This is a genomic window from Undibacterium parvum (assembly GCF_003955735.1).
Classification (GTDB): Bacteria; Pseudomonadota; Gammaproteobacteria; order Burkholderiales; family Burkholderiaceae_D; genus Undibacterium; species Undibacterium parvum.
Genome location: NZ_CP034464.1, coordinates 4,255,923 through 4,269,311, shown reverse-complemented (window position 1 = coordinate 4,269,311; position 13,389 = coordinate 4,255,923). Strand labels below are relative to the sequence as shown.

Below are 13,389 nucleotides of genomic sequence, written 5' to 3'. Positions count from 1 at the left end.
ATTCATACTATTGATGCTTTCGCCAGACCTATTTGGCGCAGTTTAAAGCGCTGAATTTTGCCGGTCTCGGTTCTTGGTAAAGAGCTGCAAAACTCAATAGCTCGCGGATATTTATACGGAGCGATGGTGTCTTTCACTAAATCCTGGATCTGCTTAATCAGCTCTGGTGAGGCGATCTGATCAGGCTTTAAGACCACAAAAGCAGTCACCTTTTGACCTCGCTCTTCATCCGGCAAACCGACCACGGCACACTCGGCCACTGCCGCATGCATCAACACGATCTCTTCGACCTCGGGACCGGCAATATTGTAGCCTGCCGAAATAATCATATCGTCACTACGGGCCCGATACCAAAAATAGCCATCGACGTCCATCTGGTAAGAGTCTCCGGTCAGGTTCCAGCCATTACAGACATAGTTTGCTTGACGCGTATCGGCAAGGTAACGGCAACCAGTTGGCCCTTTGACCGCCAGACGCCCCACAAGGCCAGGGCCAAGTACATTACCGGTCTCGTCGAGGACGCAGGCCTGATAGCCCGGGATCACCTTGCCGGTGGCACCGCTACGAACCTGCTCCCCAGCGGCAGAAATAAAGATGTGCAGCATCTCGGTCGCGCCTATGCCGTCGATCATGACCAAGCCCGTAGCTTGCTGCCAGGCTTCGCGGGTAGACACGGGTAGCGCTTCGCCCGCCGAGACGGTTTTCTGTAAGCGCGTGAGATCGAAGGATTTAGCCAATACCGCCATTTGCCGGTAAAAGGTCGGCGCAGTAAAACAAATAGTCGCGCCAAAATCGGCTATGCCTTTGAGCAAAGTTTCTGGCGTGAGTTTTTCTAATAAGACGGTGCTCGCACCTACTCTGAGCGGGAACAAGAGTAAGCCGCCAAGGCCAAAAGTGAAGGCCAGCGGCGGCGTCCCGATAAACACATCATCCGACTGAGTTGCCAGCACTGAGCGCGGGAAGCAATCGCAAATTGCCAATAAATCTCTATGAAAATGCATGGTGCCCTTGGGCATACCTGTGGTGCCGGAAGTAAAACTAATCAGGCAAATATCTTCCGCCAAAGTATCGACCGCAGCAAACTCTATCGACTTACTCTGCATTAAAGATTCCAGCGAAGTCTCACCAGTCTCGCCAGTCTCGCCAGTCTCGCCAGTCTCATTAAAGTAAATCACTTGTTTTAGGTGGCTAGAATTTTCTTCAACAAATACCATTTCATCACGCAATGAGGCAGAGCAAAGTGCCGCCGATATTTCTGCCTTTGCGACAATCACGCCCAACTCTTTAGCGCGCAGTAAAGGCATGGTCGGCACCGCGATACAACCTGCCTTGAGCACCGCCAGAGTACAGGCCGCCATCATGGGGTTATTCGCTCCGCGCAACAAGACGCGCTTACCAGGTACTAGCTGCATATCCTGTTGCAAGACGTGGGCGATCTGATTCACGCTGGCGATCAATCTGGCGTAAGTCCAGCTCTCGGTATAGGTGCGTATCGCTACTCGATCGCGTAGTTCTGGCTGATCCATCTTGCCCAGCAATTCGCTGACGCAATTGAGGCGCTCCGGATAGTGCAGCTGCGGCAAAGTAAAAATCAAGTCTGGCCACAGCACGCGCGGCGGCAAATGATTGTAGGCAAAACTATCTAGATGAGCGGATTTTGGGCGAGTCTCTGAAGTCATCACTACTCCATACACATCAAAAAATGGTCGATTTTTACGAAAAAAATATCATCAGCTAAAAGACGAGTGCGAGGTAAGCAAATGATCCACTGAAAGACTCAATTTACGGACAAGAACAAGGTCGGAAAAATTTACTTTAAACCTAAACTATATAGAGGTAAAGAATTATTTAAAAAGCTAGTCCAAATAACGACAGGGCCTTATGTCACACCGCAAGAAGAGAAGAGAAGAGAAGAGAAGAGAAGAGAAGAGAAGAAAAAAAGCAGATAGTGGGTAGTCTGATTAAAGCATACTCAGACTGCTTTTTATGCAAAGAAGAGACCTTTAGTAAGCCATAGCAAGACGAACCCGACCTGCACTCACCAGTAATTGGGCGTCGCTGCCCATCACCAGGCTAGCCTTTTCCTTGATATGCCCAAACGGCAAACCAGTGATGATAGGCACACTGAGCACGCTACGCAGATAGCCTATCATTTGCTCAAAATCGTAGCCATTATCATGTGCTGCCAATTTATAGGCAGAGAAATTTCCGAACACGATGGCTTTCTGGCGCTGTAGAACACCAGAATAATGCAGTTGCAGCATCATGCGCTCGACTCGGAAGGGATGCTCTGCAATGTCTTCGACAAACAAAATTCCATCATCAATCCGTGGAAAATATTCGGTACCAAGCAGATGACATAACATCGCCAGATTGCCGCCCCACAAACGCCCTGAGACCTCGAGATCTATACTCTCTGCATCCTCGAAGTAAATCTCATGCTGTGTATTTTTGATGCAATCAAAAAACTGCTGGTGGGTATAAGTACTGATATCTTCACGCGAAAAATCATCGCATAACATGGGACCGCAAAAACTAGAGGTATCAGTTTTAGCCAACATGGCCAATTGTAGGGCATTAAAATCACTATGACCGACTAGATACTTTTTACTCTCAGCTATTTTTTTGTAATCGATATGCGGCAATAAGCGCGACAAACCATAGCTGCCACGCAAGGCCATCACGATCTGTACATCTGGATTATCAATCGCTGCATGCAACTGATCAAGACGCTGCACATCAGTCGCACCAAAGCGTTGGTATATTTGAGCGTGATCGTAATAGTTGTGAACCACAAAACCGCGCTCACGCAAAAGCTGCAAACCACGTTCCACGGCAATACCATCCAAGGCGCAACCGCTGACTGCGACGATAGCGATCCCTGGATTTTCAGGCAAGCCCTTGGCGAGGGAAATTTTCATTTTAAGTCTTCTGATGGAAGTAAAGTATCTGCGCTGGCAATGTTCAAAGCGTTTAAGGCGAATTTTTTCTTCTCTGCCAACGCAAGGCGCCTACTCGCGAAAAAATCTTTCAACATTTGGCTGCATTGGTCCGCCATTACGCCCGCATCGAGGGCAGTATGATGATTGAGTTTTTCTTGTTCAAACAAATTGAGTACCGAGCCACAGACGCCGGTTTTAGGATCGCTGGCACCGTACACGACTCTGGCCAGGCGCGCATGCATCATGGCACCCGCGCACATCATGCAAGGCTCCAGCGTGACAAATAATTCGCAACCGGGCAACCGGTAGTTACCAAGTAATTGGGCCGCCGCCCTGAGTGCGACGATCTCAGCATGCGCGGTAGGGTCATGTTTGCCTATAGGATGATTGTAGCCACGTGCTATCACTACACCATCCTTGACGATCACCGCACCGACCGGCACTTCGCCAGCCGCCCTCGCTTTTTGCGCCTCCAGATAGGCCTCGGCCATAAAATCGAGATCGGTCATAGGGATTTATTGGTCGCTAAGCGTCGATCTCAGCCCAGCAATTGGGTGTTTCGTACAAGGTGACTTTAGACAAAGACATATGCCGACCATAGCGATCGTGATACACATTTTTTAAAATATCAAAGGCGATCTTAGCTAGATTTTCTACCGTAGGAACCCGGTCGATCACTACCGTCTTATGATTCGGCATGCTCTCCAAAAATTCACGCACGACGCTATCTTTTTCATACACGATAAAGGCATGATCCCAAAGATCCACCAAATATTGATTGGCCAGTGCTTTGATATCGCCAAAATCCATAATCATGCCATTATCCGACTCACCGTCTTTTTCAACGACATCGCCGGTCAAGGTGATCAGCAAGGTATAGCGATGCCCATGCAGATTACGGCATTGGCTATTGTGGTCAGGAATTCGATGTCCGGTATCGAATTCTACTTTTCTAGTGATGGTGAGCATGGTCAGGCCTGTACAGCGAATTTAGGGTATTTGAAGAAGTTTGTGAGTTTGCACACTTAACTTCCACTGAGGGTGCGCTTTGCAATAGTCGATTGCCAAGCGCAAATTGTCTGCTTGTAACGGGCCATCCATGGCCTGCACAAAAAAATGTTCAAAGTCCAAGGATGCGTATTCACTCATGGGTTGCCCCAGTTGAGGAATTACCACTTTTAGTTCGCTGCCCTTGAGCACGACCAACTTGGAACCCATCTTGGGACTGACACAGACCCAATCTACGCCCTCAGGAACCGGCAAAGTGCCATTAGTTTCAATGGCAATTTCAAAGCCGAACTGATGCATGGCCTTGATTAAGTTGGCATCGAGCTGCAATAGTGGCTCACCACCGGTGAACACCACATATTTTGTTTGCGGATAGGATGTCGGCCATAAGCTATTAATGCGCTCGGCTAAGGCTAGTGCAGTTTTGAATTTACCACCGCCCTCACCATTGACGCCGACGAAGTCAGTATCGCAAAACTGGCACACGGCAGACGACCTATCTTCTTCTCTGCCGCTCCACAGATTGCATCCGGTAAAGCGACAAAATACTGCCGGGCGTCCAGCATGATTACCTTCGCCCTGCAGTGTATAAAAACTCTCTTTGATGCTATACGTCACGACGCGCGAATCCCCATACGATTATTCCCACTCTATCGTTGCGGGTGGTTTGCCAGAGATATCATAGACCACGCGATTAATGCCACGGACTTCATTGATGATACGGTTAGAAACCTTGCCTAACAAATCGTGCGGCAGATGTGCCCATTGCGCCGTCATGAAATCGAGAGTTTGCACGGCACGTAATGCCACCACATATTCATAGGTACGGCCGTCACCCATCACACCGACAGATTTGACTGGTAAAAATACCGCAAAGGCCTGACTAGTCGCATCGTACCAATTCAACTTACTGTCAGCGGCCGCGGTATCTACCAAGGTATTGCGCAACTCCTCGATGAAAATAGCATCAGCGCGACGTAGTAAATCGGCGAATTCTTTCTTCACTTCGCCGAGTATGCGTACACCAAGACCAGGGCCCGGGAAAGGATGGCGGTACACCATGCCGTGTGGCAGACCTAAGGCAACACCTAACTTACGCACTTCGTCCTTGAACAACTCGCGCAAGGGCTCTAATAATTTCAAATTCAGAGTATCTGGCAAGCCGCCTACATTATGATGACTCTTAATGGTATGCCCTTTTTTGCCCTTACCAGCACTTTCGATCACATCGGGATAAATCGTTCCTTGCGCCAGCCATTTGGCATTGCTCAACTTGGCTGACTCAACCTGAAACACTTCGACGAATTCACGACCAATAATCTTACGCTTGGCTTCCGGATCTGTGACACCAGCCAAATGCCCCATGAACTGCTGTTCGGCATTCACCTGTATGACTTTAACACCGAGGTTTTTACTAAACATTTCCATGACCATTTTGCCTTCATCAAGGCGCAACAGGCCATGATCAACAAAGACGCAAGTCAATTTATCACCGATCGCGCGGTGTATCAAAGCTGCAGCCACACTACTATCAACTCCGCCGGACAAACCGAGAATTACCTCATCATCACCGACCTGCGCACGAATCGAAGCGACCGCTTCAGCGATATAATCGGGCATATTCCAGTCTGATTTACAACCGCAAATTTCGTGCACGAAGCGACCTATGATGGCTTCGCCTTGTACAGTGTGCGTCACTTCAGGATGGAATTGAACCGCATAAAAACGACGCTCTTCATCCGCCATCGCCGCGATAGGGCAATTATCAGTAGAGGCCATCAATTTAAAACCGGCTGGCATATCAATGACTTTATCGCCATGACTCATCCAGACTTTCAGCATGCCATGGCCTTCGGCAGTAACGAAATCATTAATCCCGTTCAACAAGCTTGTATGGCCACGGGCGCGCACTTCTGCATAACCAAATTCGCGTACTTTACCATTCTCGACCTTACCGCCAAGTTGCTCTGCCATGGTCTGCATGCCATAGCAAATACCAAGAACTGGAACGCCAGCATCGAATACTGCAACAGGTGCACGTGGCGTATCACCTTCCGTAACACTACTAGGACCACCGGATAAGATAATGCCTGATGCACCATAGTTACGGATAAATTCATCACTGACGTCGTAAGGAAAGACTTCGGAAAACACACCGGAATCGCGAACACGTCTGGCGATCAATTGAGTGACTTGCGAGCCAAAATCAAGAATGAGTATTTTTGAGTGCATAGTTTAAATAATAATGTCAGGTTGTTCGACCATTGCCGATACAACGCGGTTGTTTCCTGCCGTCTTGGCTGATAGCAGGGCTTTTTCTGCATAACTTATGAGTATTTCAGGCTCCGCATCCGGGAAGGTATCCGTTGATACAATTCCGGCGCTAATTGTTAAGGGCACTGATGCCTCGTCGATTTCCTCAGGATTAGACATAATGGTTAAGCGTATTCTCTCGGCAACAGCAGTTGCAACCAGACGCGATGCACCAGGTAAAACCATGAGAAAAACATCATTACCGAAACGACCCAAGGCATCAAACGGCCTAATGCAAGAGCGTATCCGGCTAATCATTTTAACCAGTACCATGTCACCAATCGCAGTTCCATGCGCAGCAAGGATAGTGGCGATCTGATCCAAGCTTACCACTAGCAAAGCCAGTGGCTTCTCAGCCTTATTGCAACGCTCCATCTCTATCCGCAAAGACCTGACGATCGCCCCCTTGTTCCAGGTGCCTAAAATTGGATCGATCAAAGAATCTCGTTTTAGATTTCGATTTTGCTTGATTAAGTCTACTTGTATCTTGTACATGGAAAGCATGAGTAACTCACGCTCGACCATTACCAGCAAATCAGCAAAAATCTGTCTATTCTCGTCATCAAACTCCCTAGGGAGATAATCGATTAGTGAGACGCAACCAATAATATTTCGAGAAGAATCCAAAATAGGATGCGCCGCATAAAACCGTATATGCGGCGCACCTGCGACAAACCGATTGAGCGCAAGTTTCGCATCAAGCGTCGCATCATTAACCACCAGAATCTCATCAGGAACAGCAAGACCATCGCAAAACATGGCCTCCAAGGCATTCATAGAATGCTCACCATGATAGGCTCGATCCGACAAATCGCCCAGACTGACCAGGCAATTCGCCACGCCAAAAAGCTTCACGCCCAAACGTTCAATTCGTCTGATCCTGGCCTCATACTTTTCGGACAGCAAGGCTTCGTAAGCGGCAGTCACAGTAAGTACTGTGGCGGGATTAGAGCGTTCCAACTGTACTGTCATAGCACCCTCCTCTCGCCAAAGATCATCACTATTCCGATAACAAATTACTCCGCGTGGTAATTTGGTGCCTCTTTGGTAATCTGCACATCATGCACATGAGATTCACGCATACCCGCTGAGGTAATTTCAACAAATTCGGCTTTAGTACGTAACTCTTCAATGGAAGCACAACCACAATAACCCATAGAAGAACGCACGCCACCTACCAATTGATAAATGATAGCCAAGACACTGCCTTTATATGCGACGCGGCCTTCTATGCCTTCGGGCACCAACTTATCAGCGTTATTCGTAGCATCTTGAAAATAACGATCCGCCGAGCCGTCAGCCATAGCACCCAAGCTACCCATACCACGGTAGGACTTGTAACTACGCCCCTGAAATAAGATCACCTCACCTGGTGCCTCTTCTGTGCCAGCAAATATACTGCCCATCATTACAGTCGACGCACCCGCAGCCAAAGCCTTGGCCACATCACCAGAAAAGCGGACACCACCATCGGCGATACAAGGAACTCCCGTTCCCTTGAGTGCATTTGCCACGTTGGCAATAGCGGTAATTTGCGGGACGCCCACACCAGCGACAATACGAGTAGTGCAGATAGAACCAGGACCGATACCAACTTTAACCGCATCGGCACCGTGCTCAACCAAAGCCAAGGCTGCTGCAGCCGTCGCGATATTGCCGCCTATAACTTCGATATGTGGGTATTTAGTTTTCACCCATCTAACGCGATCCAAAACGCCTTTAGAATGACCGTGCGCAGTATCGACCACAATCACATCAACACCTGCCTTGGCAAGTAAATCGATGCGCTCATCATTGTCAGCACCGACTCCAACAGCAGCCCCAACCCGCAATTTACCTTGATCATCTTTGGATGCAAAAGGATGCTCAGTTGATTTTTGTATATCTTTAACTGTAATGAGACCGCGCAATTCAAACGCATCATCGACAACAAGTACGCGCTCTAAGCGATGTTTATTCATCAGACGCTTGGCTTCAGCCAAATCCGCACCTTCTGTCACAAACACTAGTTTGTCACGCGGTGTCATCTTGGCTCTCACCTCAGCATCAAGCTCTTGCTCAAAACGCAAATCTCGATTAGTGATTATCCCGACAACAGTTTTCCCCTCAACCACAGGGAAACCACTAATCCCATACTGTTGAGACAAAGCAATCACATCGCGGATTTTTGTAGTTGGCGGAATAGTGATCGGATCACGTAAAACGCCGGACTCAAAACGTTTGACCTTTGCAACTTCCCTAGCTTGCTCTTTTGGCGTCAAATTCTTATGAATGATACCTATACCACCCTCTTGTGCCATCGCGATGGCAAGACGAGCTTCGGTAACCGTATCCATAGCGGCGGAAACCAAAGGTATGTTCAACTTAATATTGCGAGTCAAATTTGTCGCAAGAGAAGTATCTTTGGGGAGAATGTTCGAGTATGCTGGAACTAGCAACACATCATCAAATGTGAGTGCTTTTTGAAGTAAACGCATAGTATTTCCTATAGGCGCAAAAGCAAATTATACAGAAAACTTGCAGATACGTCTTCATCTGTGTAAAACTCTGCGAAAACTGGTCGCATCAAACACATTTTCCGAAAGTATTTCATGTTTAAATTCTGGTCAAAACATTCAATTACAGCATCAAGCTTGGCAATCACTGCTTTTTTAATTGCATCCGCGTGCCAGGCGCAATACGTCTGGTTAGATGAAAAAGGCAATAAACAATTCTCTGACCTACCGCCTCCAGCGAATATTTCCAAAGATAAAATAATCAAAGCACCCACCAGAAGCACATCAGCAACGTCGAGCACAGCCACACCACTAGGGGCCCCTTCTGTAGGGAACGCTGGAGCAGCCAATGAGCAATTAAAAAAACCGGTGACCACGGCAAGCAAGAATGAGGACTACAACAAACGCAAGCTTGAGCAAGAGGAAAAAGAAAAAAAATCCGCAGCTGAACAACAAGCAAACTCAGAAAAAGCAAAAAATTGTGAGCGCGCACGCGCCTATCAAAAAACTTTAGAGTCAGGCCAAAGAATTGCAAATACCGCAGCAAACGGCGAGAAGAATATTCTAAACGATGCGCAACGCGAGCAAGAACTCAAAGACACCCAACGTGCCTTAAGCGACTGCAAATAAGCAAGTCGCATTATTTACTGGCAGCGTGCTTGATTGCGCGCCGTCTTCGCGCCTCCATAGGATCGGCCACCAGAGCGCGATAGATCTCAACCCTATCTCCCTGTCGCAAATTGACATCCAAAGGGCTAATTTTTCCAAAAATACCCACTCTTGATTTCGTCAAATCAATTTCTGGAAAATGCTCAAGAATCCCGCTTATAGTAATGGCCTGCCCCACATTGGTAGGTACGGATACTTGTAAACTTAAAGTCATAGGATTATTAGGCGTCGCGTAGCACACCTGAACATCTATTTGCGAGTCCAACACGCTCTCATTCATAGATAGCCTCGGCGCGCGCACAAAATGAGTCTACAAAACTATTGGCTATTTTCCCGAAAACAGGACCTATCATATGCTCAAGCAACTTACTGGAAAATTCGTAAGTAAGATCAAACTCAATTTTACAGGCGTCAGGTCTGAGCTCAGTAAATTTCCAGCGCCCCAATAGTTGTTTGAATGGTCCCTCTACCAGACTCATTTCCATAGAATGCGGCGGTAAATTTTTGTTATTTGTGGTAAATCTTTGTTTGATTCCATGATAATTAATGGATAATGTCGCTGTTAGCTCATGCTCGGTTCGCTGAGCAACTTCGACAGCTCCGCACCATGGCAAAAACCGAGGGTAATCCTCGACTTTTTCAACTAATGCAAACATTTGCTCGCTGCTGTATGCTACAAAGACTGTTTTATGTACGACTGCCATCAATAGTAACCATTTGGTAAAATAACTTTCCAAATTTTAACCGACTCACATCGTTTCTCGCGTAAAAATTAGCTAATTTTTACCGCTAGGAATACTGAATAATTTAATACAGCATGAGTATTGCCGATAATAAAAAAGCCTTCCACGACTATTTCGTTGAAGAACAATTCGAAGCTGGGATTGTATTGCAGGGATGGGAAGTCAAATCGATACGCGCTGGCCGCGTGCAGCTCAAAGAAGCATATGTGCTGGTACGAAATAGCGAAATCGTTTTATTTGGAGCGCATATTGGTGCTCTACCTACCGCCTCAACCCATATACATCCTGACGCTGTTCGCACGCGAAAATTATTACTCCACGCCACAGAAATCAGTAAACTGATCAGTAAAGTAGAACGATCCGGCTATACGATGGTTCCCTTGAATATGCATTACAGCAATGGGAAAATAAAATGTCAGATTGGTTTAGCAAAAGGAAAGAAGCAACATGACAAGCGCGAAACTGAAAAAGATCGCGACTGGGGCCGAGAGCAACAGCAAATCATGAAACAAAATCGCCGATAACACAGTTGGCTAAAGTTTCAACTTAGATTAATGAGGAAAGAAAAAGGTGACTACACCTTATTTGTTAAAATAATAAATCTCATTTTCTGCTTCACGAATTTGTTTCCGTAAAATTTCGCGCTCATCCGCACTCAGCCTATTGCGCTTATTGCTTGAATTGCCAGCTTGCTTTTGGTTATTACGTATAGCCTCTTGAAGTTGCGGTGAGTTACGTGCACCACCGCCGGATCGAGGGGATTGATAATCTAAGCCTACCGACTCTCGTATTGAAGCTAGACAAGATGAACTCAAAGACAACAGGCAGAGAAAAAATAATCCTGGCATCAGGCTGAGCTGCGTAAATTTTCGACACATTATTAATCCACCCTATTTTTTGTAAAAAAATCACGAAACACCGATCATTTTTAGGCCTTGCTCGCCAATCCTGCATACTGACTTACTAACAAATATCAGTCATTAGTTTACGCTTTGGAAGTCACATGCGACAATCGACAAATCGAAAAATGTGTAACATTCTGTAATCCATAGCGCCAAAATCTGCCTCTTTTTTATTTCTGGAAGTAACATATGCGAATGAATACTTTCAAGCAATCTGGCGATAGCCAAATAGACAGCGGAACCAAAGCAAAAATTTTAGTAGTGGACGACGATGTGCGCCTACGCGACCTGTTAAGACGCTATCTGAGCGAACAAGGCTTCAATGTAGTTAGCGCAGAAAATGCCGAAAGCATGAACAAGCTTTGGATGCGAGAACACTATGACATGTTAATCCTCGATTTGATGCTACCCGGTGAGGATGGATTAGCGATTTGTCGTAGATTGCGGGGCGCCGGTGATAAAACACCGATAATCATGCTTACCGCAAAAGGCGAAGAGGTAGATCGCATTATTGGGCTTGAGATGGGCGCGGACGATTATCTCCCCAAACCTTTTAGTCCGCGGGAACTGGTCGCACGCATCAACGCAGTACTGCGCAGAAAAGCACCAGTAGAATCTCCAGGTGCGCCATCAGATGGCCCGCAGATTTTTGCGTTCGGTGATTTCATTCTTGATCTGGCGACCCGCACACTGAAAAAAAGTGGTGAAAATATTAATCTCACGACCGGTGAGTTTTCAGTATTGAAAGTATTCGCTCGCCATGCGAGACAACCGCTGTCACGCGAAAAACTAATGGAAATGGCGCGCGGTCGCGAATACGAGGTATTTGATCGCAGTCTTGATGTGCAAATCTCGCGTTTGCGTAAATTAATTGAACTTGATCCATCAAATCCAATTTACATACAAACGGTTTGGGGTTTGGGCTATGTCTTTATTCCAGATGGGAAATCAAGATAACGCACCTTGCTACAATGCGGACTTACCTGAATAGTCTAGACTGGCTTAAAAGTGGTCTTTTTTGGCGCACCTTCTTTTTTTTAGTCTTGCTTGTTCTCGCAAGCATGTCGACTTGGTTTGGCAGCTTCAAAATTGTGGAGCGTACGCCTAGAGCGCAGCAAATCGCAGCTCAAATCATTTCTATCGTCAACATCACAAAATCTGCACTTACCCATTCCGCCCCAGAAAAACGGGCGGAACTTCTATTTGACCTTGCAAGCAATGAAGGCATACGCATCTATCTGCTAGAAGACAATGATCAGCTTGTGGAACCTGAGGCGACACTCCTATTCAAAGAGGTCCAAAGCTTTATACAAAGCAAGTTGGGCAAAACCACTCGCTTCGCTGAGAAAATGAATAGTATCCCGGGTTTCTGGATAAGTTTTGAAATAGACGGTGATCAATATTGGTTACGTCTTGAACAAGATAGGTTAGATCCAGGGGATGGTTTGCAATTTGCAGGTTGGGCCGCAATCACTTTATTTCTTACTTTAATCGGCGCCGTCTTCATTTCCAGACTAATCAATGATCCGCTGTCGCGCTTGAGTGCTGCGGCACGCATGCTAGCCAAGGGGAAGCGGCCTGAAGCACTACCTGAAAGAGGTCCCAGTGAAATTCGTGAAACCAACGCCAGCTTTAATCAAATGGTTGAAGATTTAGTTAGAATTGACTCCGACCGGGCGGTGATTTTGGCAGGGATTTCTCACGACCTGCGTACACCTCTGGCCCGCATGCAACTAGAAGTAGAAATGGCAAATTTAAGCAAAGATGCCAGACTAGGAATGCAGTCCGATTTAGCCCAAATGGATGGAATTATTGGCCAATTTCTCGACTACGCCAAACCACTGGAGGCAGTCGTTTTTGATCTGGTCAACATCAGCGAATTACTAAGTAAAACTATAGAGGAAGCATCCCGATTACCCGAGATGTTGATACGCTCGTCTATCGGACCCAACATACAAATACCTGGTAATAAGATAGAACTATATCGGCTATTTAATAATCTTATAGAAAATGCTCGACGTTACGGTCACACCCCCGGCAGTAAGCAGGTAAAGATGGATATTCAATGCCATTTTAAGAAAAATGGCAGAAAACCGGGGATATTGCTCAGTTTTAGAGACTATGGTGTTGGCGTGCCCGATACTGACCTGACCCGACTGCTTAAACCATTCACTCGTGTCGACGTTTCTCGCAGTCAGGCCAATGGTTCAGGTCTGGGATTGGCGATCGTCGAGAAAATTATAAAGCGACACGGCGGCAGAATACGCATCTCGAATCATGTCAATGGTGGATTTCTTGTTGTAATCGCTTTTTAGCC

The 13,389-nt window shown here is 46.7% G+C and carries 15 protein-coding genes; 4 read left to right on the top strand and 11 right to left on the bottom strand.

Features of this window, described 5'->3' with window-relative positions:
* Positions 1-2: 2 nt before the first annotated feature.
* The 8 genes from EJN92_RS18655 to guaB all read right to left on the bottom strand — a co-directional run bounded on the left by EJN92_RS18655 (position 3) and on the right by guaB (position 8,740).
* Positions 3-1,679, bottom strand: a complete 1,677-nt coding sequence (locus tag EJN92_RS18655; RefSeq protein ID WP_126129202.1) for an AMP-binding protein — start codon at positions 1,677-1,679, stop codon at positions 3-5.
* 324 nt (positions 1,680-2,003) lie between these two features.
* Positions 2,004-2,921, bottom strand: a complete 918-nt coding sequence (locus EJN92_RS18650) for an LD-carboxypeptidase (RefSeq protein ID WP_126129201.1) — start codon at positions 2,919-2,921, stop codon at positions 2,004-2,006.
* A complete protein-coding gene (gene tadA, locus EJN92_RS18645; protein WP_126129200.1) occupies positions 2,918-3,451 on the bottom strand; it encodes a tRNA adenosine(34) deaminase TadA in 534 nt (177 codons plus the stop codon). Before tadA ends, EJN92_RS18650 begins: the two co-directional genes overlap by 4 nt.
* A gap of 16 nt (positions 3,452-3,467) precedes the next feature.
* Positions 3,468-3,911 carry a 6-carboxytetrahydropterin synthase QueD gene (gene queD / locus EJN92_RS18640; RefSeq protein WP_126129199.1) on the bottom strand — a complete coding sequence of 148 codons (444 nt, stop codon included), beginning with the start codon at positions 3,909-3,911 and terminating at the stop codon, positions 3,468-3,470.
* Positions 3,912-3,932: 21 nt separating this feature from the next.
* Positions 3,933-4,568 carry a 7-carboxy-7-deazaguanine synthase gene (gene queE / locus EJN92_RS18635; RefSeq protein ID WP_126129198.1) on the bottom strand — a complete coding sequence of 212 codons (636 nt, stop codon included), beginning with the start codon at positions 4,566-4,568 and terminating at the stop codon, positions 3,933-3,935.
* Between the two features lie 21 nt (positions 4,569-4,589).
* Positions 4,590-6,182 (bottom strand): glutamine-hydrolyzing GMP synthase, encoded by a 1,593-nt coding sequence (gene guaA / locus EJN92_RS18630; RefSeq protein WP_126129197.1) that lies wholly within the window; start codon positions 6,180-6,182, stop codon positions 4,590-4,592.
* Between the two features lie 3 nt (positions 6,183-6,185).
* Positions 6,186-7,235, bottom strand: coding sequence for a sensor domain-containing diguanylate cyclase (locus tag EJN92_RS18625; RefSeq protein ID WP_126129196.1), 1,050 nt, complete (start codon positions 7,233-7,235; stop codon positions 6,186-6,188).
* Positions 7,236-7,279: 44 nt separating this feature from the next.
* Entirely contained in the window at positions 7,280-8,740 is a 1,461-nt protein-coding gene (guaB, locus tag EJN92_RS18620) for an IMP dehydrogenase (protein WP_126129195.1), read from the bottom strand.
* A gap of 114 nt (positions 8,741-8,854) precedes the next feature.
* Here guaB and EJN92_RS18615 point away from each other — a divergent pair, with 114 nt between their 5' ends.
* Positions 8,855-9,388: a DUF4124 domain-containing protein gene (locus EJN92_RS18615; protein ID WP_126129194.1), complete on the top strand. Its 534-nt coding sequence runs from the start codon at positions 8,855-8,857 to the stop codon at positions 9,386-9,388.
* A gap of 10 nt (positions 9,389-9,398) precedes the next feature.
* On the opposite strand, the gene EJN92_RS18610 is transcribed toward EJN92_RS18615, so the two are convergent.
* Positions 9,399-9,707, bottom strand: a complete 309-nt coding sequence (locus EJN92_RS18610; RefSeq protein ID WP_126129193.1) for an RnfH family protein — start codon at positions 9,705-9,707, stop codon at positions 9,399-9,401.
* Entirely contained in the window at positions 9,700-10,131 is a 432-nt protein-coding gene (locus EJN92_RS18605) for a type II toxin-antitoxin system RatA family toxin (protein ID WP_126129192.1), read from the bottom strand. Before EJN92_RS18605 ends, EJN92_RS18610 begins: the two co-directional genes overlap by 8 nt.
* Before the next feature lie 113 nt (positions 10,132-10,244).
* Between EJN92_RS18605 and smpB the strand changes: the two genes are divergently transcribed.
* On the top strand, positions 10,245-10,694 hold the full coding sequence (gene smpB, locus EJN92_RS18600) for an SsrA-binding protein SmpB (protein ID WP_126129191.1): 450 nt from the start codon (positions 10,245-10,247) through the stop codon (positions 10,692-10,694).
* Positions 10,695-10,751: 57 nt separating this feature from the next.
* On the opposite strand, the gene EJN92_RS21640 is transcribed toward smpB, so the two are convergent.
* Entirely contained in the window at positions 10,752-11,048 is a 297-nt protein-coding gene (locus EJN92_RS21640) for a hypothetical protein (protein ID WP_126129190.1), read from the bottom strand.
* A gap of 219 nt (positions 11,049-11,267) precedes the next feature.
* On the opposite strand from EJN92_RS21640, the gene ompR reads away from it, so the two are divergent.
* Both ompR and EJN92_RS18585 read left to right on the top strand, forming a co-directional pair.
* The gene (gene ompR, locus EJN92_RS18590; RefSeq protein WP_126129189.1) at positions 11,268-12,029 is read left to right on the top strand and encodes an osmolarity response regulator transcription factor OmpR; all 762 of its coding nucleotides are present in this window, start codon (positions 11,268-11,270) and stop codon (positions 12,027-12,029) included.
* A gap of 104 nt (positions 12,030-12,133) precedes the next feature.
* The gene (locus EJN92_RS18585) at positions 12,134-13,387 is read left to right on the top strand and encodes a sensor histidine kinase (RefSeq protein WP_322348668.1); all 1,254 of its coding nucleotides are present in this window, start codon (positions 12,134-12,136) and stop codon (positions 13,385-13,387) included.
* Positions 13,388-13,389: the final 2 nt, after the last annotated feature.

Coding starts and splice junctions, on each gene's coding strand:
- EJN92_RS18615 (WP_126129194.1), top strand. CDS start 8,855: ATGTTTAAATTCTGGTCAAAACATTCAATTACAGCATCAAGCTTGGCA.
- ompR (WP_126129189.1), top strand. CDS start 11,268: ATGAATACTTTCAAGCAATCTGGCGATAGCCAAATAGACAGCGGAACC.
- EJN92_RS18585 (WP_322348668.1), top strand. CDS start 12,134: ATGTCGACTTGGTTTGGCAGCTTCAAAATTGTGGAGCGTACGCCTAGA.
- guaA (WP_126129197.1), bottom strand. CDS start 6,182: ATGCACTCAAAAATACTCATTCTTGATTTTGGCTCGCAAGTCACTCAA.
- guaB (WP_126129195.1), bottom strand. CDS start 8,740: ATGCGTTTACTTCAAAAAGCACTCACATTTGATGATGTGTTGCTAGTT.
- EJN92_RS18655 (WP_126129202.1), bottom strand. CDS start 1,679: ATGACTTCAGAGACTCGCCCAAAATCCGCTCATCTAGATAGTTTTGCC.
- EJN92_RS18650 (WP_126129201.1), bottom strand. CDS start 2,921: ATGAAAATTTCCCTCGCCAAGGGCTTGCCTGAAAATCCAGGGATCGCT.
- EJN92_RS18625 (WP_126129196.1), bottom strand. CDS start 7,235: ATGACAGTACAGTTGGAACGCTCTAATCCCGCCACAGTACTTACTGTG.
- smpB (WP_126129191.1), top strand. CDS start 10,245: ATGAGTATTGCCGATAATAAAAAAGCCTTCCACGACTATTTCGTTGAA.
- EJN92_RS18605 (WP_126129192.1), bottom strand. CDS start 10,131: ATGGCAGTCGTACATAAAACAGTCTTTGTAGCATACAGCAGCGAGCAA.
- EJN92_RS18610 (WP_126129193.1), bottom strand. CDS start 9,707: ATGAATGAGAGCGTGTTGGACTCGCAAATAGATGTTCAGGTGTGCTAC.
- queD (WP_126129199.1), bottom strand. CDS start 3,911: ATGCTCACCATCACTAGAAAAGTAGAATTCGATACCGGACATCGAATT.
- tadA (WP_126129200.1), bottom strand. CDS start 3,451: ATGACCGATCTCGATTTTATGGCCGAGGCCTATCTGGAGGCGCAAAAA.
- EJN92_RS21640 (WP_126129190.1), bottom strand. CDS start 11,048: ATGTGTCGAAAATTTACGCAGCTCAGCCTGATGCCAGGATTATTTTTT.